Genomic DNA, 22,158 nt, shown 5'->3' with positions numbered 1-22,158 from the left:
TGATAGAATACTTTTGAAAAATAGAAAATGAAATGTACAGATTCAGAATGAGTATCCAATCCGGGAAAAATATGACATTCCGACCGAAAACGGCCACAAAAAAGGCCGGGCGCAGGCCCGGCCTTCAATGACAGAAGCCATCGTTCACGATTAACTGTCGAGGAAGCTTCTCAGCTTGCGGCTGCGCGAGGGATGCTTCAGCTTCCTCAGCGCCTTCGCCTCGATCTGACGGATGCGCTCCCGCGTGACCGAGAACTGCTGGCCCACCTCTTCGAGCGTGTGATCGGTGTTCATGCCGATGCCGAAGCGCATGCGAAGCACCCGCTCCTCGCGCGGGGTGAGCGAGGCCAGCACCCGCGTCGTCGTCTCGCGCAGATTGGCCTGGATCGCCGCATCGATCGGCAGCACCGCCATCTTGTCCTCGATGAAATCGCCGAGATGCGAATCCTCCTCGTCGCCGACCGGCGTCTCGAGGCTGATCGGCTCCTTGGCGATCTTCAACACCTTGCGCACTTTTTCGAGCGGCATGGCGAGCTTCTCCGCCAGTTCCTCCGGCGTCGGCTCCCGGCCGATCTCGTGCAGCATCTGGCGCGAGGTCCGCACGATCTTGTTGATCGTCTCGATCATGTGCACCGGAATGCGGATCGTACGTGCCTGGTCGGCGATCGATCGGGTGATCGCCTGCCGGATCCACCACGTCGCATAGGTGGAGAACTTGTAGCCGCGGCGGTACTCGAACTTGTCGACCGCCTTCATCAGGCCGATATTGCCCTCCTGGATGAGATCCAGGAACTGCAGGCCGCGATTCGTGTACTTCTTGGCGATGGAGATCACGAGGCGCAGATTGGCCTCCACCATCTCCTTCTTGGCGATCGCCGCCTCGCGCTCGCCCTTCTGCACCTGGTTGACGATGCGGCGGAACTCGCCGATGGAAATCGCGGTTTCCTGAGCCAGGTTCTGGATTTCCGAGCGCAGTGCCTCGATCGTGTCGGCCTCGCTCTTCGTGAACTCCTTCCAGCCCCGCTGCGGCAGCGCCGCCACGATCTCGGTCCAGTTCGGATCGAGCTCGGATCCCTGATAGGCCTTGAGGAAGTCCTCGCGCTTCACGCCGTAGCTCTCGGCAAGGCGCAAAAGACGCCCCTCGTTCTGAACCAGGCGCTTGTTGATGTCGTAGAGCTGCTCGACCAGCGTCTCGATGCGCTGGTTGTTAAGCGAGAGCGACTTGACCGCCTTGATGAGCTCGTCCTTGAGCTGCTTGTAGCGGCGCTCCTCGCCGGCCGACAGGCTGTCGCCGTCGGCGAGCCGGCTTTCCACCTGCTGGTCCTGCAGCTTGCGCAGTTTTCCATAAGTGGCGGCGATGAAGTCGAGCGTCTCCATGACGCCGGGCTTCAACTCCGCCTCCATGGCGGCCAGCGAAAGATTCGCCTCGTCTTCTTCGTCGTCCTCCTCGTCCGCCTGGGCATCGCCGCCGACATCGGTGATATCGTCGTCGCGCCCGCGCTGCGGCTTCTGCTCGGCGGACGTCTCCTCTTCGGCAGGACGCGTCACCACCGGCGCCTGCTTGGCCTCCGGCCCGGCGTAAGTGGCTTCGAGATCAATGATCTCGCGCAGCAGGATCTTGCCTTCGTTGAGCTCGTCGCGCCAGATGATGAGCGCCTGGAAGGTGAGCGGGCTTTCGCAGAGGCCCGCGATCATGGTTTCGCGGCCGGCCTCGATGCGCTTGGCGATAGCGATCTCGCCCTCGCGCGACAGAAGCTCCACCGAGCCCATCTCGCGCAGATACATGCGCACGGGATCGTCCGTACGGTCCGTCGGCTCCTTCTTGGTGGCCGTGGCGGCGACGGCGGTGCCGGTCTGCTCGGCCAGCTCGGTGCTTTCCTCCGCCTCGGCGACCTCGGTGACCTCGCCTTCCTCGCCGACCTCTTCGTCCTCGACGACGTTGATGCCCATGTCCGAGAGCATCGCCATTGTGTCCTCGATCTGCTCGGAAGACACCTCGCCCGAGGGCAGGACGGCGTTCAGCTCGTCCATGGTCACATAGCCGCGCTTCTTCGCGGCCTTGATCATCTTCTTGACCGCGTCGTCCGAAAGATCCAGCAGCGGGCCGTCAGTGCCCTCGCGTTCGGTCTCGACCTCTTCTTTTTCCTTCGTCGCCATACCTTGCCTTCTCCAACCGGTCCCGGTCGCCGGACGCCCGACCACGCCGCAGCTTTCGCGTGTACAACAGGCCCTAGCCGCCGCCGCGTTAATGCCTAATTAACCCTGACACTTATAGCGGATCTTCCGCCCGTCCATGTCATGCGCTAATCTTGCACGGTGCCGACCCTGCGGCTTCCACGTCGAATCGAACCTGATTCCTTCTATTCCGGCCGAGGTCAAGTCGCTGTGCCATGATTCGCGCCAAAAAAGCGAATCATGTGTCCATCGTTGCGCCCACCTCACGAGCGGTCGGTACGTCCCGAAAGTAGCCCGAAGCCCTCGATGAGCGCTTCCGTTGCCTGCACGTTTCGCAACTCCGCCTGGATCTCCACGAGATGCCGGTAGTTTCCGTCGGTCGGTTCTTCGGCCAGTGCCTGCTCGGCCGCTTTGAGTTCCTTATGTAGAAACGCGGCGCTACGGTGCAAGTGCAGAGCCTGCAGAAAGGCCTCGCGGGCATCCTCGAACGCCGCCTCGGGCAGAGCCGGCCAATGATTGGCCCGCCGCACCAGAGCTTCCGCCCGCTCCAGCACATCCCCTGCGCCGGAGGCGGCGATCGCATCGATGAGCGTTTGCCGATCCTGCGCCATGCCGTTGGCAACGGCGTCAAGAATGGCGCTGCGCAGGCGCAAAAGGTCCGGGCTTTCCAGATGCAAATGGTCCACCGCGTCGAAATAGGGATCGAGCAGGGCGGGATGATTGACCAGCGCGACCATGATGGAGGCCTCGCGCAAAGGCATGATGCCGCCGCCGAACTTCAAGAGCGACGACCGCGCCAGGCTCTCCGAAACCGCCAGCCGGCCCGATGCAGCGCCGGGCCTGCCCTGCGGCCTGCCGGCATAGCCGCCCCGTTCGCCGCGCCGCCCCTGCTGCGGGGCACCGAAGAAGGCCTGCACGCGCTCCCGCAAGGCCTGCGCATAGTGCCGGCGCACGCTCTCGTCGCGGATGAGCCCGGTGAGCGAGCGCAGCCTCTGTTCGAGTTCCGCCCGCCGCTCCGGCGTGTCGAACGACCGGCCGGCAGTCTCGCGCATCCATATAACGTCGGCGAGCGGCCGCGCTTCGGCAAGCAGCGCGTCGAAAGCCTGGCGACCCGACTCGCGCACGAGATCGTCGGGGTCCCTGCCCTCCGGCAGAAGCGCAAACCGGAGGGACCGCCCCGCCCGGACCAGGGGCAGGGCCATGTCGGCCGCCCGCCAGGCCGCGCGCAGGCCGGCATCGTCGCCGTCGAAGCACAGCACCGGCTCGCCCGTCATGCGCCACAGAAGGTCGAGCTGGTTTTCCGTCAGCGCCGTGCCGAGCGGCGCCACCGCGTTCTCCACGCCGGCCTGGGCGAGCGCGATGACGTCCATATAGCCTTCGACGGCGATCACCGTGTCGTCTCGGGCCGCCTTTCGCGCCCGCGCGTAATTGTAGAGCACGGTGCCCTTGTGGAAGAGCTCCGTATCGGGAGAGTTCAGGTATTTCGCCGGCACGTCCGCCGACAGCGCCCGTCCGCCGAACGCGATCACGCGGCCGCGCGCATCTTCGATGGGAAACATGACGCGCCCGCGGAACCGGTCGTAGGAGACCGCAATATCCGGTCCGCTGACGACCAGCCCGCACGCTTCGATCTGTTCCTTCGCCACGCCCTTGCCGGCCAGATATTCCTTGAGCGCGTTGCGGCTGTCGGGTGCGTATCCGAGCCGGAAGGCCTGCTGCGTCGCCGAGGAGATGCCGCGTCCACGCAAATAGGCGCGCGCCTCCGCCCCCGCCTGCCCCTGCAGTCCGTCCTGAAAGAACCGCGCCGCCATCTCCATCACGTCGGTGAGGCTGGCGCGCTCCTTTTCCTTCTTCTCGGCCTCGGGATCGCGCGCCGGCATCGGCACGCCGGCCATCTCCGCCACCCGCTCCACCGCCTCGGGGAAGCTTAGGCCATCGAGCTCGGTCAGGAAGCGGAAATGATCGCCCGAGACCCCGCAGCCGAAGCAGTGATAGCGCCCCTTGCGATCCTCGCAGTGAAAGCTGGGCGTCTTCTCGCCATGGAAGGGGCAGCACGCCCAGTAGTCGCCACGCGCGGCATTGGTCTTGCGCTTGTCGAACGTCACACGGGTGCCCACCACCTGCGAAATAGGCACGCGGTCGCGAATCTCGTCCAGGAAGCTGGTGGAAAAACGCATGGGCTATGGTTCTCTCGTCCCGACCCTATACTCGACTTCGCGCCGCCCCGCGACCCGCCGATGGCCGTCATGCCCGCTGTTCACAGGCCGAATCTGCGGATTTGAAGCTGAATCGTCGGAACCCACGCCACCCGACCCCGTTCCTCTTCCCGGACATGAGGAAGCCTGAGGAGGATCAGATGAAAATCCGCATTTTGACGGCCACTGCGACGGCGCTTCTACTTGCATCACCGGCTTTCGCCGACTGCCAGGAGGAGATCTCCAGCATCGAGCAGGCGGTCATCGCAGCGGAAACGGGCGCCGACGCGGCAACAGGCACGGTTGCGACCGAACACCAGGAGCAGGTGCTGAGCGAAGAAGAGGCCCCGGACGACACGGCCGACACCGGCGCCGTCACCACCGGCAGCGTCGAAGCCGCATCGCCTCATCAACTCGAGGTATTGAGGGAAATACCGGATGAGGACCGCACGCAGGCCAGCGAGGTCTTGAGCGAGGCGCGCGACTTGGCGGAGGCCGGCGACGAGCAAGGCTGCATGGACAAGCTGCAGGAGGCGAAGGGCATGCTTGGCCTCGACGATGAGTAGGTCGGAAACACACCGCCGCACCGCTGACCATCATACCAACGGCCCTGGAGCTTTGCCGCCTTTGTGCGGGTGGCAAGGGAAGATGCCTTGACCGCGATGGTCCGGGGCCGTTTTGGCATGGCTTTTCGGGAGCAGCCCGAGCAGCGACGCATGACCAGCGCACCGATCCACGGCAGGGCTGCGAACGGCGATTGCCCCTACTCCCCCTGTTCACAGCCGCGGGGACGTCAGTCGGACCGTCGTCATCAGGCCGCGGTGGCCGTTTTCTCGTCCCGTGAAATCCCGAAGGATTCATCGACCTGCTGAACGGTGACGGGATGGGAAAACAGGAAGCCCTGGAGTTCGTCGCATCCGATGCTTTCCAGGAAGGCGCATTGCTCGCTCGTCTCGATGCCTTCTGCCGTCGTGTCCAGGCCCCGCGCGTGGGCGAGGCTGACAATCGCCTGTACGATCGATTCATCGCCGCCGGATCGTCCGATCCCGCAGACGAAGCTCTGGTCGATCTTGATCCTGTCGACCTGGAGCTTCTGCAGCCGGCTGAAGGTCGAGAACCCCGTGCCGAAGTCGTCCAGGGCGACGCTGACGCCCGCCTTCCGCAGCCGCCCGACGTTCATCTCGCAGACCTCAGAGCTTCCCGAAAGCGCGCTTTCGGTCACTTCCAGCTCGAGATTGTGCGGCGGAAAGCGATAATTCTCCAGCATCTCCGCCAGCCTGTCGGCGAAGCGGGGATTGCGCAACTCGATTGCAGAGACGTTGACGGCCAGCCGCATCGCGGGCCAGGCGGAGGCGGCGTAGCAGGCCTCGCGCAGTACGCGCCGGCCCAACGCCTCGATCAGGCCCGTCTCCTCGGCCACCGGCACGAACACATCGGGCGAGATCCAGCCCCTGGCGGGATGCTTCCAGCGCGCCAGGGCCTCCACCCCGGTGATCCGCATGTCCCCCGCCCTGTAGAGCGGCTGATAGTGGACCTGGATCTCACCCTCCGATGCAAGTGCCTTGCGCAGGTCCCGTTCGATCTCGCGGCGCTCCTGCACCTTCAGGTCCATGGCCGGCCCGAAGATCGCGTAGCCGTTCCGGCCGGCATTCTTGGCCTGATAGAGCGCGATGTCCGCCTTGCGTGTCAGTTCGGTGCGGCTCGCGGCATGCTCGGGCGCCACGGCCACCCCGATGCTGACGCCGACGAAAACCTTGTTGTCGTGGATGTCGAAGGGCTTGCGGACAGAGTCGATCACGCGCCGGCACAGCACTTCGGCCCGGCGCACGTTGTCGAGCCCCGGAAGGACGATGATGAACTCGTCCCCGCCGATGCGCGCCACGGTGTCGATGCCCCGCGTCAGGGCGCACAGCCGTTTTCCGAATTCCTGGATGAGCGTGTCCCCGGCCGGATGGCCGAGCGTGTCGTTGACCTGCTTGAAACGGTCGAGATCCAGATAGAGGACGGCCACCGATTGCCGTGTGCGCTGCACCTCCCCCAGCGCACGATCGAGTCTCTCGCCGAACAGGGCCCGGTTGGGCAGTCCCGTGAGCGTGTCGTGCAGCGCCAGATGCTTCATCTGCGCTTCGCTGGCATGGAGCCTTTTCGACCGCTGGATGAGAACGAACAGGAGCACGGAGATCACCAGGAGGATCAGGCAAAGCGTCACCACCAGCACCGGCGCCACCCGGGAAAGCATCGCCGACCCCGGCTTGTACGGCTGCCAGATGAAATAGCCGACCACCTCGCCCGTTGCCGAGGTCAGCGGGAGCGCCGACTCCGCCTGCGCCGCGACGTTCTTCCAGGCATAGCGTATCCCGGTGAACAGATATTCCCGCTCCAGGTTTTGAAGGAACGTCCCGTCGAGATAGCGCACCGCGACATGCACGTATTCCTCGCCGGGTGTCTGTTCCAGTTCGCCGGTGTCGGACACGATCGGCTTCACGCTGACCACCGCCGGGTGGTCCTTGACGACGAGCAAATCCGCCGCACCCGGCGAGAGCATCCGCCCCTCGGAACCCTCGGTGTCGTCGACGGACATCTTTTCGCGAAGTTCCTCCACGAGAGGTAGCACCTGGTCGGCCATCCCGGCAAAGACCGCCGCGCTGTCGGCACCGTCGCTGGAAAACCCATGTACGAGCTTGTTGGAGGCATCGAGCACGAAAGCACCGTTGTGGCCGAAATACTCGTGCATCCAGCTTCCCAGATTGTTGTCGAGCCATTCGGAATCGCGCGCCCCGCGCACGGCCTCGACGGCGTCGTCCCACACCGTCACGCTCTCCTGGTTGTGGGCGACGGTTTCGCGCAGTTGTGAGATGACCAGATGCACCAGCGCCTGTTGCCGCGCGACCGCCACGTCGTCAGCCTCCTTGCCGCCCCAGAACAGGAGGCTCACGGCGAGGATGCTCATGCCGAGCGCACATGCGAGCACCGGCACCACGGTCCATGCGGCAAAGGATCGAAGCAAAATGGAGCCCCCAGAATGCATTGCCCTATCTTTCATTGCGGCGACAACGTTCTGCGGGAAATACTTCGCCTCCGTTAATAAGTCGCCTCATTTTTGATTTTGCTGGGATGTCCCGGACGACTCTTCTCGCATCCGCGGTACAAATACACCGTCAGGAGGCGCGCAAGCAAACCGGAAACATCCGGATATCTCTACTTGATACGACAGTACCGGCCGAGATCGCGCACGGTGTATGCGGCCGCGCGCCGCCAGGCTTCGTCCGTGTCGCCGCGATAGGTCAGAAATCGATCGCAAACAGGTGCATCCTTGTCGAGGTCGAGGACGGCGAACCGCACCCAGCCGACCAGCGTGCTCATCTTGTGTACCTCGCCGACGAGCAGATAACGCGCTTCGGCCCTCCTGGCCCGTTCCGCCAGCGCGCCGATCCCCTGTGCACCGATGGAGCAGGCGGCCGGTCCGCAATCCAGGGCAACAGGCGTAAACGCCCCGCTGTCGCTCAGCTCGCTGCGCAAGATGGCGTTGAAGGCCCGCAACCGCGCGGCATGCTCGGCACTCTGGTCCCTCGTTTCACCGGACGTATCGCGGAAAGAAAAATCGGAAACGGCGAAATCCGCGCGCTCCTCCGCCATCGTCAGGCCGGCCAGAGCCAACAGGACAGCGCCCGAGAGCGCAAGACACAGTGTCCGCATAGGATTGCACCGCAGCCGTGAAAAGATCCCTCTTGCATCAAGGAGTACACCGCGCGCCCGCGGCTGTCTATCGGCCTGGAGGGCGGCACGGTGCGCGCTGCGGCCGCGGCCCGGACGGACACCATTCTTTGATGGTAATCACACAATGTTATGGATTGAAATGCAGGTTTACTATATTCTGAATTGAATGATTGGTGCGGCGTCGGCCGCCCATATAGGGGCTGGAAGTCCTAGGAATGGAAGAAGTTGTTCGTGCGGACGGTTCACGCCGTCGGTCGTCCGTAACACGTCGCCTTGCGGCTGCCGCGGCTGCACTGCTCCTGCTGGTGGGCATTGCGGGTGTGATCGCCGTGCAGACCGTGCCGGAGTTCATCCTGTTCAACAAACGGCTGGCGCTGAACCTTTATGAATTCAAAGGCAGCATTGATTTCCAGCCGCTGGACCTGAAGACGTATGACGGCCTTACAATGCGCTCCTGGTACTACCCGCCAGCGCCCGGCAACCCGGTCATCGTCTATTTCCCTGGAAGGGACGGCGACCTCGTCCGCAAACCGTCTCATCTTTTTCAGCTTGCGGAGCAGGGATACGGCCTGACCCTCGCCGGCTATCGCGGCTATGGCGGGAACCCGGGAAACCCGAGCGAATGGTTGCTGTACCGCGATGCGACAACGCTCCTCGGCACACTGGCTGACGAACGGCTCGCCCCCGACGGTGTCGTGATCTACGGCTATTCCATGGGGACCGGAGTCGCAAGCTATGCGGCGACGCAGGTACAGCCGCGTGCACTTGTCCTCGAGGGCCCCTTCACCTCGCTTCCCGATGCTATACACCGCCAGGTGCCCTCGGTCCCTTCCTGGCTGATCCGCAGCCGCTTTGACACGGAAGCACGAATTCGAGACATCCACGTGCCGATTCTGCTTCTGGCCGGCGAAAACGACATGGTGACGCCACCGACGTTCGCCGAGGCGCTCGCCGTGTTGAGCAAGGGGGTTTCCCAGTTGCAGATTCTCTCCAACGCCAGCCACCTGGATATGTACCGGCACGGGGCTCTGGACGCCGTGGCGGACTTCCTGCTCCGTCTGACGGGAATGTCGGACGCCGGAACGGCAGCAGGGCCGGAGTTGTCCCTTTAAGCTCAATCAAGGCAGCGACGGATACGTACCCGTTTGCAAGGGCGATGCCTTCCTGGCCGCTCCCGCCTGTGTTCAGGATCCGTAATCGCCACGGTCGATGCGGCCGTGAAAAGAAAGACCCGCCGTGTCCGAAATCGGCACAGCGGGTCTCGAAAGCGGATATCAGGCGGCCTTGGCCACCGCCGGGCCGGTCGCCACGCCCGCGAGGATGGTGGCGGTGGCGAGCACGAGGACGGTGCCGCTGGTCAGGAACACGCTCTCGATACCGCTCGTTTCCAGCACCACGCCGCCGACGGCGGCACCGGTCGCGATTGCAAGGTTGATCGCCGCCACCAGGAGCCCGCCGGCGCTTTCGGCCTCGTCGGGCAGGGAACGGGCGATCCACGCCGACCACGCGACGGGAACGGTGCCGAAGGCAAGCCCCCAGAGCGCGATCATCGCCAGGTCGGTCGCGAACGTCCCGCCGACACCGGCAAGCAGGAACGCCAGCCCGCCGATTGTCAGCGGCATGATGGCGAGCGTCAGCCGCAGCGAGCGGGCGACCAGAAGACTGCCGAGATAGTTGCCGAGGAAATTGGCGATGCCGAAAGCGAGCAGGGTTACGGAGATCCCCGTCACGCCGATCCCGGTCACGCCCTCCAGAAAGGGCCGGATATAGGTGAAAAGCGACATGTGACCGGTAAAGACCATCAGCGCCGCCAGCATGGCGAGCGCGATTTCCCGGCGGGACATCAGCTTGATCAATGTGCCGAATTGCGACCGCCCTCGCGGCGGCAGCGAAGGCAACGTGGCGAACTGGATCGCGAAGGCGATCACGCCGAGCCCGGCAGCACCCGCGAACACGGCGCGCCAGCCCCACAGGTCCCCGACATAGCTGCCTACGGGCGCCGCGAAGATGGTCGCGGCCGAAACGCCGGAGACGACGATGGACAGCGCCTTGGGCACGCTCGCCGCCGGAACGAGCCGCATAACCATGGCGGTCGACAGCGACCAGAAACCGCCAAGTGCCGCGCCGAGCAGAATGCGGCCGAGGAGCAGCACTTGCACATTGGCGGCGAACGCCACGACGAGATTGGACAGGACGAGCAGCACAGAAAAGGCCAGCAGGACGCGGCGGCGGTCGATCCCGCGCGTCAGCGCGGCGACCGTCAGGCTTGCGACCAGCCCCATGGCTGCGGTCGCCGTAACGGCCTGACCCGCCATGCCTTCGGTGACGCCCAGATCGGCCGCCATCGGCGTGAGCAGGCTGGCAGGCAGAAACTCGGCGCCGACAAGCCCGAACACACCGAAGCTCATGGAAAAGACGGCCGCCCAGACCGGCGCGGAAGAAGCTGCCGGATGTTCGGCGGCAGCGGTGTTACCATTCATCTCAGGATCCCCGTTTGTGGTGAAGACCGCTGTCAGATGGGTGGCTTTTCCAAACGATCTATGACAGATTTCCTGCAATGCTTGATCGAACGTCCGGAACTGACAGATCCCTGAATGCCGACCCCGTCAGCGAATTGCTGCTGGGCATGCGGCTGCGCGGCGCGAGCTATGGAAAGCTGCGCTTCTCACCGCCCTTCGGCGTCGGCTTCCCGCATTCGCCGGACGCACGCTTCCACTTCGTTGCAAGCGGGAATGCGCTCCTCAGATCGCCGTCAGGCGACCTCATGTCGCTCTCGTGCGGTGACGCGGTCCTGCTGCCGCGCGGCGAGGAGCACGCCATCGTCTCGGATTCGGCCGCCAAGGTTCGTCCCCTCGACAGCTTTGAAACCGTTCCCCTGTGCAGCGGCGTATGCGCGATCGATGCGCATTCGGAAGAGACATGCCGCTCCAGGGACGTCCTTGTCTTCACCGCGCGCATGCAGTTCGAACTCGACACCATGCACCCGCTGGTCGAGTTGATGCCGCAGGTCCTGTTTGTCGGCTCTCTGCTCGGGCGTCAGCCGGAAATCCGTCCGCTGCTCGATGCGATGGAACGCGAGATGACGGCGGTGCGCGCGGGCACGGCGGGCATTCTGGCGAGGCTGGCCGATGTCGTTGCCGCCTCGGTCGTCCGCGGCTGGGTCGAATGCGGTTGCGGCGATGCCACGGGCTGGGTCGCCGCGCTGCGCGACGAGCGTCTCGGCCGCGTTCTTTCGGCGCTTCATCGCAATCCGGGTCACGATTGGACTCTGGCCGAGATGGCCGCTCAGATGGGAAGCTCGCGATCGGTCTTCGCCGAGCGCTTTGCCGCCGCCACCGGCACGACACCCTTGCGCTACGTAAGCACCCTGCGCATGCGGCTCGCCGCGCAATGGATAGGCCGCGACCGCGTGCCGATCGACCAGGTAGCCCGCCGGCTCGGCTACCGCTCGCAAGCCGCCTTCAGCCGGGCCTACAAGCGCGTCACGGGACACCCGCCCGGGCAAGCACGGAAACTGCGCGATGAGACGTCCTGAGGTGCGCTTCGCGAGCGCCCCCGCCGGCGCCAATCACCGCCCCTTGAAAATGGGCAGGAACGCTATCGCGAGGCGCCTATCTCCCCTCGAAGGAGGCGGGGGAGTTCCCTCGACAAGCTCGGAACCAAATTCCTGGGCTTGGCAAGCAAGTTCTTAGACTTTGCAAGAGAGGGGCCTCTCCGGCTGAACGCCCCTACTGCAGCATGTTCTTCACAATGCCGCTGGCCTTGCCCATGTCCACGCGGTCCGGGAACTTCTCCTTCAGCGCGTTCATGCAGCGGCGCATGTCCCTGAGCCCGCCGGCCCCGACTTCATGGACCACCTGCTCGCAGGCCTTCTTGATGTCGTCCTCGCCGAGCGGCTTGGGCAGGAACTCGGCGATGATACCGATTTCCTCGCGCTCCTGCTCGGCAAGTTCGAGCCGGTTGCCTTCCTCGAAGCCGCGCGCCGATTCCTTGCGCTGCTTCACCATGCGGACGAGGATTTCCATGATCTCCTCGTCGCTGACCGGGTCCTTCCCCGCCCCGCGATTGGCGACGTCCCGGTCCTTGATGGCTGTCTGGATGAGGCGCAACGTGGAAACCCGCCGCCTGTCTTCCTGCTTGAGGGCGTCTTTCAGCGCCTGGGCGATCTTCTCGCGCATGGCATTCATCTCCCGTCGCAGCGGCGAACCATAACGCCGTCTGCATTGCGACGCAAACCGATTCTGGGTGAGCAAGTCATTGAAATTCTTATGTTATGTCAACATAAGCCTTTTCCGGAGCGGTAATTGACCGCCGATTGGCCTTCGATTATTGTCCACGCCCTGCATGGACATTAACTGTAGCAGGTGCCGGGACCAGGATGAACCGCCCCGGCACGTTCGCTGCGCGATATTGCGCAGGGCCGGCCACTTTTCAAGGCCTCCTGTTAGATGGAGATTACATATGGCGACGACAAGCGCCCCCTGGACCGAAAGCAAACCGACGGCGCTCTTGGTTCTCGCCGACGGCACGGTGATTGAAGGCAGCGGGCTGGGGGCGACCGGCTCGGCGGTCGGCGAGGTGTGCTTCAACACCGCACTCACCGGCTATCAGGAGATCCTGACCGATCCCTCCTATGCCGGCCAGATCGTCACCTTCACCTTCCCCCATATCGGCAATGTCGGCGCCAACGAGGAAGACATCGAGGACTTGACGCCCGCCGCCCGTGCCGGCGCCGTGGGGGCGATCTTCCGCGCCGATATCACCGATCCTTCCAACTATCGCGCCGGCGAGCACCTCGACCAATGGCTCAAGCGCCGCGGCATCGTCGCACTTTCGGGCATCGATACACGCGCCCTCACTTCGCTCCTGCGTGAGAAGGGCGCGGCGAACGCTGTCATCGCCCATGCGCCGGACGGCCGATTCGACGTCGAGGCGCTGAAGGCCGAGGCGCGGGAATGGGGCGGCCTGGTCGGCCTCGATCTCGCCAGGGAGGTCACCTCCGGCCAGTCCTCCACCTGGAAAGAGACACCTTGGGTCTGGGACGAAGGCTACGGAGAAGCCGGCGAGACCACGATGCACATCGTCGCCGTCGACTACGGCGTCAAGCGCAACATCCTGCGGCTTTTGACGAGCCTCGGCGCCGAGGTCACGGTCGTGCCGGCCACCAGCACCGCCGAGGACATCCTCGCCATGAAGCCCGACGGCGTCTTCCTGTCCAACGGCCCCGGCGACCCGGAAGCCACCGGCGAATATGCCGTGCCGATGATTCGCGACCTTCTGAAGAGCGACGTGCCGGTCTTCGGTATCTGCCTGGGGCACCAGATGCTGGCGCTGGCCCTCGGCGCCAGGACCGTGAAGATGCACCAGGGGCATCACGGCGCCAATCACCCGGTCAAGGATTTCACCACCGGCAAGGTCGAGATCGTCTCCATGAATCACGGCTTCGCGGTGGACGGAAAGAGCCTGCCGGAAGGCGTTGAAGAGACTCACGTTTCCCTGTTCGACGGTTCGAACTGCGGCATCAGCCTCGCTGGCAGGCCCGTCTTTTCCGTCCAGCACCACCCTGAGGCCTCCCCCGGTCCGCAGGATTCGCACTATCTCTTCCGCCGCTTCGCCAACCTCATCCGCGAAAGAAAGGGCGAACCGGCGCTGGCCGAGCGGTAAGGGGCCGAGGCCCCTCAAGCCGGGTGCCCGACTCCGGGAACGGACGTCAGAGCCGCACGAACGCGGTCCTGCGCACCGATAGGAACGCGCGCCGATAGCCCGTGTCGAAATTCCGTCACGCGCCTGTCATCGAGGTCCGGTAGCCCCTTGCCCAATGGTGCAAGGGGATTCGCCATGACCGACCTATCGGCCGATATCGGCCTTTCTTCCCGCCGCCGCATCGGCAACGCCGTCTACCAGAGCCGGGCGCTGAGCAAGGCGGGCCTGTCGGAGCGCCTGTTCGCGCTTCTCTTTTCCGGCCTCGTCTATCCGCAGATCTGGGAGGACCCGGAGGTCGACATGGCGGCGATGGCGCTGGGCGAAGGCCATCGCGTCGTCACCATCGGCTCGGGCGGCTGCAACATGCTCGCCTATCTCACCCGCTCGCCGGCCAGGATCGACGTGGTCGACCTCAACGCCGCCCACGTGGCGCTCAACCGGCTGAAGCTTGCCGCCTTCACCGCCCTGCCCGGCCACGCGGATCTGATGCGCTTCTTCGGCGCGCCGGGAAATGCCGCCAATAGGCATGCCTACGACCGTTTCATCGCCCCGAAGCTGGATGCGGCGAGCCGCCGCTACTGGGAAACGCGCGACCTTTTCGGCCGCCGGCGCATCAGCGCCTTCGACCGCGACTTCTACCGCACCGGCCTGCTCGGCTTCTTCATCGCCATGGGCCATCGCGTCGCCCGCCTGCACGGCGTCGACCCTTCCGACATCATGCGCGCGGCCGATCTGCGCGAGCAGCGGCGCTTCTTCGAGGAACGGCTGAAGCCGCTTTTCGAAAGGCGCCTGGTGCGCTGGGCCACCTCGCGCAAGGCCTCGCTGTTCGGCCTCGGCATTCCGCCGGCACAGTATGACGCGCTGCTGACCGCCGGCAGCGGGTCCATGGCGGACGTGCTTTCCGCACGGCTCGAAAAGCTTGCCTGCCACTTCCCGCTGAAGGACAACTATTTCGCCTGGGCCGCCTTCGCACGCCGCTACCCCCGCGAGGGCGAGGCCGCCCTGCCCGCCTATCTCCAGCGCCGGAATTTCGAGACCATCCGGGAAAATGCCGGCGGGGTGAAGGTGCATCACACCAATTTCGTCGAGCTCCTCGCCGCCAAGCCCGCCGCCAGCGTCGACCGTTTCGTGCTCCTCGACGCGCAGGACTGGATGAACGACCATCAGCTCGATCTCCTGTGGAACGAGATCACCCGCACCGCCGCGCCCGGCGCACGCGTCATCTTCCGCACCGCCGCGCAGGCCACGCTGCTGCCCGGCCGCGTATCCACGACGCTGCTCGACCAGTGGCACTACGAGTTCGCCCGTTCGCGCGAGTTCTCAGCCCGCGACCGCTCGGCGATCTATGGCGGCTTCCACCTTTATGTGAAGAAAGACCCATGAGCACCGCCGACAGTCCGGTCCATGCCCAGCTGATGGACGGTGTCTACCGCCATCAGCGCCACATCTACGATCTGACGCGGAAGTTCTATCTGCTGGGCCGCGATCGCCTGATCGACGGTCTGGCCGTTCCGCCAGGCGGCACGGTCCTGGAGTTGGGCTGCGGCACCGGGCGCAACCTGGCGCTCGCCGCCCGGCGCTACCCCGATGCCCGCCTTTTCGGCCTCGACATCTCCCGTGTCATGCTCGAGACGGCGCAAAGGCGGATGCGCCGCGGGACGATGGGCATGGCGGCCTTCCTGGCCGAGGGCGATGCGTCCGCCTTCGAAGCACGGGCGCTTTTCGGCAGGCCCCATTTCGACCGCGTCTTCCTGTCCTACGCGCTGTCGATGATCCCGCCCTGGCAACGCACCGTCGCTGCCGCGCTGGACTGCACGGCGCCGGGCGGCGCGCTGCACATCGTCGATTTCGGCCGTCAGGAGAACCTGCCCGGCTGGTTCCGCGCGGGCCTGCGCCGCTGGCTCGCCGCCTTTCACGTCAGCCCGCGTGATTCATTGCGTGAAGTTCTTGAATCGGAATGCGCGAAACGCGGCGCAAACCTTTCCTTCGATTCGCCCTTCGGCGGCTATGCCGTCCACGCGGTGATCACGCTTCCCGGCCGCGGGGACGTCAATCCTCCCTCCCGTCGAGCGCCCTGACCACCGCTTCGACCAGCGCCTGCGGTTTGTAAGCCAGAACGGTGGGCGTCAGCCCCATCCGCAGCACGACGAGCCGGCGCGAGGGAATGACGGTGACGGTCTGCCCGTCATGGCCGATCAGCCAATAAGCATCTTCCGGCAGGTCGAATCCGTCGTCCTGGTGCCGGTCCATCGGCGTGGTCACGCGAGGGCCCTGCATCCAGACACCGCGGCCGTATTCGCCCCCGGAGGCCCGCGTCGGCGTGCGCATCCATTCGGCCCAGCCCTCCGGCAGGACCCGTCGGCCCTCCCACACCCCGTCCTGCAGCAGAAGCTGCCCGAAGCGCGCCCAATCGCGCGCCGAGGCATACATGTAGGAGGAACCGACGAAGGTGCCGCGCACGTCGGTCTCCATGACGGCCGTATCCATCCCCAGCGGCGCGAACAGCGTACGATACGGCCACGCCAGTGCCGCCGCGTCGCTGTCGAACGTGTTCTGCCAGACCCGCGACAGGATCACGCTCGTCCCGCTCGAATAGGCGAAGTCGGTTCCCGGTTCGTAAAGCAGCGGCTGGTTCGCGGCGAAGGCCGCCATGTCCGGCTCCAGATAGAGCATGCGCGTCACGTCGGCCACGCCCGCATAAAATTCGCGAAAGGAAAGCCCGCTCTCCATCCCCAACAGATGCGCGACGGTGATCTCCGACCGGCTGTCGCCGGCCCATTGCGGCAGCAGATCGCCGTCGTCGGCACCGAGCCGCCCCGCCCCGACCAGCGTGCCGACAATGGCGGCATTGACCGCCTTCGTCATCGACCAGCCGAGCAATGGCTGCGCGGCGTCGAAACCGGCGCCGTACCGCTCGCCGATGATGCGGCCGTCGCGCAGGATGACGATCGCCCGCATCTTGGGCCCGGCCAGCGCCGGATCGTCCAATATGGCGGCGATCTCCGGCGGGCTCGAAGTTGCCGCCGCGCGCTGCACCGTCGCCGCCGGTACCGCGGTTTCGACCGTCGCCGCGTCCGCACCAAACGCGGCTTCCAGATCGCCGCCGGGAACGGCCGCACACCCCGTGCCCTCCCGAAAGACCGCGAGGCCGCCGCCGGACACGCCCAGAAGCCCCGCGCGCACCCTTCCCTCGGCTCTGTCGACCTCCACGCGCATGAACCGCAGAAGCCAGTGGCCCGGCGCCTGCACGTCTTCGGCCAGCACCTCTTCCGCGTCCCGGCCGGCCAGGAACACGTTCGAACAGACGATCTTCGCCGCATAATTGGACCCCACCCGGATGAGCTCCGGCGGCACGAGATACAGCCACAAGGCGAGGCCCGCCACAACGACGAGCAGAAGGCCGATGAGCCATTTGATGATGGAAAGAACGATGCGCATGGCCTATCCCCGGGTAACAATTGCACAATAGCGATTCGCTGCCGGGAGGGCTTTCAGAGAATGCGTCTGCCGATCGTTTTATTCGTGCTTGGGTTGCTCACCGCCTGTTCCACGATCAGCTACGACTTTTCCGACCTCGCCCCCGCCTCCTCCACCGGCCTGCGCTTCGCCGACAGCGACCCGCATGAATGGGAGAGTCGCGCGCCCTGGACCTACCCGGTCCACGGCACGGATGTGTCGAAATACCAGGGGGACATCGACTGGGCCGGCCTGCGGCGGGCCGGCATCGCCTTCGCCTTCATCAAGGCCACCGAGGGCGGCGACCGGCTGGACGAGCGCTTTCACGAAAACTGGCGCGGCGCCAGATCCGCCGGCATCCCGCGCAGCGCCTATCACTTTTTCTATTTCTGCCGCCCCGCGATCGAGCAGGCCCGCTGGTTCATCCGCCACGTGCCGCGCGATGCTTCCGCGCTTCCGCCGGTGCTCGACATGGAGTGGAACCACCTCTCCCCCACCTGCAGGCGGCGGCCGGACCCGAAGGTGGTGCGCGAGGAGATGAAGATTTTTCTGGACGCGGTGGAACGCCATTACGGCAAGCGCCCTATAATCTACACATCCATCGATTTCTTTGACGACAACGGCCTGTGGCGCTTCAAGGGCTATCCGTTCTGGTTGCGCTCCGTTGCCGGTCATCCGGATGAGAAGTATGGCAATCACCCCTGGGTCTTCTGGCAATACACGGGAACGGGCGTCCTGCCCGGGATCGAGGGCGATGCCGACATCAACGTCTTCCACGGCAGCGTCGAGGCCTGGCGCGAGTGGCTCGAGGCCCACACCGGCTAGGGTGCGGGGACGTTCTTGGCCGGCGGCGCGTATACCCTCACCGGCAAAGTCCAAGGGCTTGGCTTTGCCAAGCCCAGGAAATCGCCAAAGAGGGGCTTGATGTCTAAAGACCTTACCACCGTGCCCGCGAACAGATGAGGGAGTGAAGAATGCGTCTTGGCAGTCCGATCCTTGCAGCGGCGATAGCGCTGTCCGTCCCGTCCGCAGCCATCGCCCAGGAATGCGGCGGCGACTTCAACGCCTGGCGCGCCGGCGTCGAGGCGGAAGCCGCCGCCCAGGGCGTGGGGCAAACCGGGCTTGCCGCGCTTTCCCGCGCTTCCCTCGACCAGAGCGTCGTCAACCGCGACCGTGCCCAGGGCGTCTTCACCCAGACCTTCCGCGAATTCGCCGGCCGCATGATCAACGAGTACCGGCTGACCCACGGCCGGCGCAATCTCGAGCGCTATGCCGACACCTTCGCCCGCGCCGAGCGGGAGTTCGGCGTGCCCGGTCCCGTCATCGCCTCCTTCTGGGCGCTGGAGACGGACTTCGGCGCCGTGCAGGGCGATTTCTCGACGCTCGATTCGCTCGCCACGCTGGCGCATGACTGCCGCCGCCCGGAGATCTTCCGCCCGGAACTCATCGCGCTCTTGGAGCTGATCGACCAGGGCACCGTGCCCGCCGATGTGAGTGGGGCCTGGGCGGGCGAGATCGGGCAGTTGCAGATGCTGCCGAGCGATTATCTGCACAAGGGCATGGACGGCGACGGCGACGGGCGCGTCGATCTCAAGAACAGCGCGCCCGACGCCATCCTGACGGCCGCGCGGGCGATCAGCGACCTCGGCTGGAAGGCCGGCGAGCCGTGGCTCGAGGAGGTCCGCGTGCCCGAGAACATGCCCTGGGAAGAGGCTGGCCGTGTCAACAAGCGCCCGCGCGCCGAGTGGGCCGGGCTCGGCGTGACCCGCCGCGACGGCTCTCCGCTGCCCGCCGACGGCCTGCCGGCCGGCCTCGTCCTGCCCATGGGTCACAAGGGACCGGCCTTCCTGGCCTACGACAATTTCGACATCTATCTGGAATGGAACCAATCGCTGATCTACACCCTGACCGCCGCGCATCTGGCCGCGCGCTTCGCCGGCGCTCCGCCCTTCGATCCGCGCAGCCCCGAACAGGGCCTCGCGCCGGAGATGATCAAGCAGCTCCAGCAGAAACTGGCGGACCGCGGCCACGACGTCGGCGGCATCGACGGCATTCTCGGCTTCAACACCCGCGAAGCCGTGCGCCAGGAGCAACTGCGTCTCGGCCTGCCTGCTGACGGATGGCCGACAGCGACGCTGTTTTCGAATCTATAAGCACTGAATGGCTTAGGCGCGAGGGCGGTGCAAGGCGCCCATCTCTCTCCCCTTGCGGGAGAGAAAGCGGTTTCAACATCTTAGCCGAAGGCTAAGTGTTAGAAATCGCAAGAGAGGGGGGCGAGCGTCGAACGTCTACAGCTCCTAATCCGCCATCGTCTCCAGGCTCGCCATTCCCTCCGGTGCGGTCCCCTCGTCGAAGGGCGTCACCACCTCGACAAATGTATTGGGATAAAACCCGTTGAACCGCGTCCGCAGCGCCAGCGAGTAGGCGCCGATATTGCCGATCTCGATCCAGTCGCCCGTGTCCACCGTCTCCGGCAGCCAGAACGGACGCGACAGGATATCGACGGAATCGCAGGTCGCCCCGCACACGCGAAAGGGCACGACATTGTCCGGGTCGCCGTTGCGGCTGCGGATCGCGGGATCAGGGATGAAGCGGGCGGGAAGCGTGATCTTGCCCGTCCAGGAGTCCGATAACGAGGCCCAGATGCCGTCGTTGATATAAAGACGCCGCCCCTTGCGCAGGAGCACCCGCACGATCAGCGAAAAGGCGCGCGCCACGATCACCCGGCCGGGCTCGGCCACCAGCGGCAGGGTATCGAATCCCCACTCGGCGATGTCGCTGCGCAGCCGTGCCATCAGTTCGTCCAGCGAGGGCATCTCCGGCTTCTTGCGGTTGGGATTGTGGCCGTATTCGGCCGGAAAGCCGCCGCCGACGTCGAGCGCGGCCAGCGGCACGCCCGCCCGGCCGCGCACCCAGTCGGCCGAAGCCAGGGCACGCTCATAGACGTCCGGGTCCTCGATCTGGCTGCCGACATGAAAGCAGATGCCGACCTTGTAGCCGTTGCGGTGAAGCCGCTTCAAAAGTTCCACCGCATTGGCCGGCCCGGCACCGAACTTCTTCGAAAGTTCATAGGCCGCCTGCCCCTTGGTCTGGATGCGCACGAAAACCGTCAGCGTGCCCGGATCGATGTCGAGCGCCCGCACCACGCGGGTGAGCTTCGCCACCTCGTCCTCATGATCGACGGCGATGACGCGGATGCCGTAGTCTTCCAGCGCCAGGCGGATATCGGACTGCGCCTTGACCGGGTGCATGTAGAGCATCTCCGCCTCAGGCGCGACGGCGCGCACGGCGGCGAACTCGGCCGGCGAGGCGACGTCGAAGGCACCCACCCCCGCCTCCGCCAGGGTCCTGAGCACCAGTTGCTCGCCATTCGTCTTGACTGCATAGGCCGTCTTGCCGGGAAACATCGCCATGAACCGCCGGGCATCCGCCTTCAGGACTTCCGGGCGAAAACAATAGACCGAATCGTCCGGCCGCATCTCCATCGCGGCGTCGCGCGCCGTCTCGAATCGCTGCATCTCGTCCTCCGGTTTGCCGGCTGCAAGGTAGTTCGTGCTCGCGCCCCTGGGAACCGGCCTTCTTTCGCATCAGTTCCGCAACGCCGGATGGCGCGCAGGAAACGGGTGTCGGCCGCAACCGCGAATGCTAAAGCTCACCTCTCGCCGGGAGAATTGCATGGCTGTGGAAACGAAGATCGGCGCGTCGGCCCCGCCGATGTCGATCAGGGACTGGACGCTCCTCGTCCTGCTCGGGGCCATCTGGGGCGGCTCCTTCTTCTTCGCTCGCATTGCCGTGGCCGAGATCGCGCCGCTGGCGCTGGTCATGTTCCGCGTGTCGATCGCCGCCGCAGTGCTGCAGTTGTGGCTTCTCCTGCGCGGTCCGAGCTTCCGGCTGGCCTTCCCCTTGGCCGGCAGCTTCTTCGTCATGGCGACGCTGAACAACATCATTCCCTTCTCCCTCATCTTTCTCGGCCAGACGGAGCTCGGTGCCGGCCTCGCCTCGGTGCTGAACGCCACGACACCCTTCTGGACGGCGATCCTGGCGAACATGCTGACCCAGGACGAAAAGCTCTCCGCCGCCAAGATCAGCGGCATTCTGTTCGGCATCGCCGGCACGGCGGTGATGATCGGCCCCGGCCTGGTCGCCGGCCTCGGCGGCCCGATCTGGGCCAAGTTCGCGCTCATCGGCGCCGCCATCTCCTACGGCTTCGCCTTCATATTCGCCCGGCGTTTCCGCGGGGTGCCTCCGCCGGTCGTGGCCACCGGACAGCTCACCGCCTCGACGGTGGTGATGATCCCGCTCGTCCTTCTGGTGCACGGCCCTGCCGGCCTGTTTGCGGCCAGCTTCGAAGTCTGGTCGGCCGTCATCGCGCTGGCCGTTCTGGCCACCGCGTTCGCCTACATCCTCTATTTCCGGATCATCGCCTCAGCCGGCGCCACGAACGCCTCGCTCGTCACCCTGATCGTGCCGATGAGCGCCATCCTGCTCGGCACGCTTTTCCTCGGAGAACGTCTGGAGGTCTTCGAGATCGCCGGGATGGCGCTCATCGGCCTCGGGCTCGTCACCATCGACGGGCGCATTTTTGCCGCTGCGCCGAAGCCGTTCGGTCGGTCACATGTTAATAGAATGTGAATGCGCGCATTTAAGCAGGAATTTCAACCTGCAAGGGATCGGCGCAGCAATCCTTTTTCACATCCGTGCTGCGATGCAGCATAGAAAGCGCTTGGCAAGCGTCTGAGAAAACATAGAATCCGGCCCTCCAGTCTGTAGAGGAGGCTATCGCTTATGGGACTGACACGGCCACTCAACGCGCTCGTGATCTGTGCCGCCTTCGGCATAGTCGGTGCACTGATCATAGGAGTCCTTCCGTAAGCAGAACAGATGGCACAGCCAGATAGCAGACGAGGAAAGG

Annotated in this window: 17 protein-coding genes; 9 read left to right on the top strand and 8 right to left on the bottom strand. The window is 65.1% G+C overall.

The window, feature by feature from the left end; all coding sequences use genetic code 11:
- Positions 1 to 150: 150 nt before the first annotated feature.
- Positions 151 to 2,157 (bottom strand): RNA polymerase sigma factor RpoD, encoded by a 2,007-nt coding sequence (rpoD, locus tag SIN08_RS12590; protein ID WP_322451919.1) that lies wholly within the window; start codon positions 2,155 to 2,157, stop codon positions 151 to 153.
- A 281-nt stretch (positions 2,158 to 2,438) separates the two neighbouring features.
- A complete protein-coding gene (gene dnaG / locus SIN08_RS12585) occupies positions 2,439 to 4,352 on the bottom strand; it encodes a DNA primase (protein WP_322451918.1) in 1,914 nt (637 codons plus the stop codon).
- A 179-nt stretch (positions 4,353 to 4,531) separates the two neighbouring features.
- On the opposite strand from dnaG, the gene SIN08_RS12580 reads away from it, so the two are divergent.
- Complete coding sequence (locus SIN08_RS12580; protein WP_322451917.1) at positions 4,532 to 4,936, top strand: hypothetical protein; 405 nt, start codon at positions 4,532 to 4,534, stop codon at positions 4,934 to 4,936.
- Positions 4,937 to 5,181: 245 nt separating this feature from the next.
- Here the strand turns inward: SIN08_RS12580 and SIN08_RS12575 are convergent, their stop codons facing one another.
- Both SIN08_RS12575 and SIN08_RS12570 read right to left on the bottom strand, forming a co-directional pair.
- Entirely contained in the window at positions 5,182 to 7,320 is a 2,139-nt protein-coding gene (locus SIN08_RS12575; RefSeq protein ID WP_322451916.1) for an EAL domain-containing protein, read from the bottom strand.
- A gap of 248 nt (positions 7,321 to 7,568) precedes the next feature.
- Positions 7,569 to 8,066, bottom strand: a complete 498-nt coding sequence (locus SIN08_RS12570; protein ID WP_322451915.1) for a DUF2380 domain-containing protein — start codon at positions 8,064 to 8,066, stop codon at positions 7,569 to 7,571.
- Positions 8,067 to 8,302: 236 nt separating this feature from the next.
- Here SIN08_RS12570 and SIN08_RS12565 point away from each other — a divergent pair, with 236 nt between their 5' ends.
- On the top strand, positions 8,303 to 9,199 hold the full coding sequence (locus tag SIN08_RS12565; RefSeq protein ID WP_322451914.1) for an alpha/beta hydrolase: 897 nt from the start codon (positions 8,303 to 8,305) through the stop codon (positions 9,197 to 9,199).
- A 162-nt stretch (positions 9,200 to 9,361) separates the two neighbouring features.
- Here the strand turns inward: SIN08_RS12565 and SIN08_RS12560 are convergent, their stop codons facing one another.
- Entirely contained in the window at positions 9,362 to 10,567 is a 1,206-nt protein-coding gene (locus SIN08_RS12560) for an MFS transporter (protein WP_322451913.1), read from the bottom strand.
- Between the two features lie 77 nt (positions 10,568 to 10,644).
- Between SIN08_RS12560 and SIN08_RS12555 the strand changes: the two genes are divergently transcribed.
- Complete coding sequence (locus SIN08_RS12555) at positions 10,645 to 11,622, top strand: AraC family transcriptional regulator (protein ID WP_322451912.1); 978 nt, start codon at positions 10,645 to 10,647, stop codon at positions 11,620 to 11,622.
- 193 nt (positions 11,623 to 11,815) lie between these two features.
- Here SIN08_RS12555 and SIN08_RS12550 read toward each other — a convergent pair whose 3' ends face one another.
- The gene (locus SIN08_RS12550) at positions 11,816 to 12,265 is read right to left on the bottom strand and encodes a GatB/YqeY domain-containing protein (RefSeq protein WP_322451911.1); all 450 of its coding nucleotides are present in this window, start codon (positions 12,263 to 12,265) and stop codon (positions 11,816 to 11,818) included.
- 283 nt (positions 12,266 to 12,548) lie between these two features.
- On the opposite strand from SIN08_RS12550, the gene carA reads away from it, so the two are divergent.
- The 3 genes from carA to SIN08_RS12535 all read left to right on the top strand — a co-directional run bounded on the left by carA (position 12,549) and on the right by SIN08_RS12535 (position 15,868).
- On the top strand, positions 12,549 to 13,751 hold the full coding sequence (gene carA / locus SIN08_RS12545) for a glutamine-hydrolyzing carbamoyl-phosphate synthase small subunit (RefSeq protein ID WP_322451910.1): 1,203 nt from the start codon (positions 12,549 to 12,551) through the stop codon (positions 13,749 to 13,751).
- 174 nt (positions 13,752 to 13,925) lie between these two features.
- Positions 13,926 to 15,173, top strand: a complete 1,248-nt coding sequence (locus SIN08_RS12540) for a DUF3419 family protein (RefSeq protein ID WP_322451909.1) — start codon at positions 13,926 to 13,928, stop codon at positions 15,171 to 15,173.
- Positions 15,170 to 15,868, top strand: coding sequence for a class I SAM-dependent methyltransferase (locus SIN08_RS12535; protein WP_322451908.1), 699 nt, complete (start codon positions 15,170 to 15,172; stop codon positions 15,866 to 15,868). The genes SIN08_RS12540 and SIN08_RS12535 overlap by 4 nt, the downstream gene beginning before the upstream one ends.
- On the opposite strand, the gene SIN08_RS12530 is transcribed toward SIN08_RS12535, so the two are convergent.
- Positions 15,840 to 17,228 carry a serine hydrolase gene (locus tag SIN08_RS12530; protein ID WP_322451907.1) on the bottom strand — a complete coding sequence of 463 codons (1,389 nt, stop codon included), beginning with the start codon at positions 17,226 to 17,228 and terminating at the stop codon, positions 15,840 to 15,842. The genes SIN08_RS12535 and SIN08_RS12530 overlap by 29 nt on opposite strands.
- A gap of 60 nt (positions 17,229 to 17,288) precedes the next feature.
- Between SIN08_RS12530 and SIN08_RS12525 the strand changes: the two genes are divergently transcribed.
- Together SIN08_RS12525 and SIN08_RS12520 are read left to right on the top strand one after the other, a co-directional pair.
- Positions 17,289 to 18,071, top strand: coding sequence for a GH25 family lysozyme (locus SIN08_RS12525; RefSeq protein ID WP_322451906.1), 783 nt, complete (start codon positions 17,289 to 17,291; stop codon positions 18,069 to 18,071).
- Between the two features lie 149 nt (positions 18,072 to 18,220).
- Positions 18,221 to 19,399 carry a lytic murein transglycosylase gene (locus tag SIN08_RS12520; protein ID WP_322451905.1) on the top strand — a complete coding sequence of 393 codons (1,179 nt, stop codon included), beginning with the start codon at positions 18,221 to 18,223 and terminating at the stop codon, positions 19,397 to 19,399.
- Positions 19,400 to 19,543: 144 nt separating this feature from the next.
- Here SIN08_RS12520 and SIN08_RS12515 read toward each other — a convergent pair whose 3' ends face one another.
- The gene (locus SIN08_RS12515) at positions 19,544 to 20,764 is read right to left on the bottom strand and encodes an alanine racemase (protein ID WP_322451904.1); all 1,221 of its coding nucleotides are present in this window, start codon (positions 20,762 to 20,764) and stop codon (positions 19,544 to 19,546) included.
- Between the two features lie 157 nt (positions 20,765 to 20,921).
- Between SIN08_RS12515 and SIN08_RS12510 the strand changes: the two genes are divergently transcribed.
- Complete coding sequence (locus SIN08_RS12510) at positions 20,922 to 21,878, top strand: DMT family transporter (RefSeq protein ID WP_322451903.1); 957 nt, start codon at positions 20,922 to 20,924, stop codon at positions 21,876 to 21,878.
- Positions 21,879 to 22,158 lie beyond the last annotated feature (280 nt).

It is taken from the genome of Chelativorans sp. M5D2P16 (assembly GCF_034427935.1).
Lineage (GTDB): Bacteria > Pseudomonadota > Alphaproteobacteria > Rhizobiales > Rhizobiaceae > Chelativorans.
The sequence above is the reverse complement of the archived record's forward strand: the minus strand, read 5'-3'. Positions and strand labels throughout refer to the sequence as shown.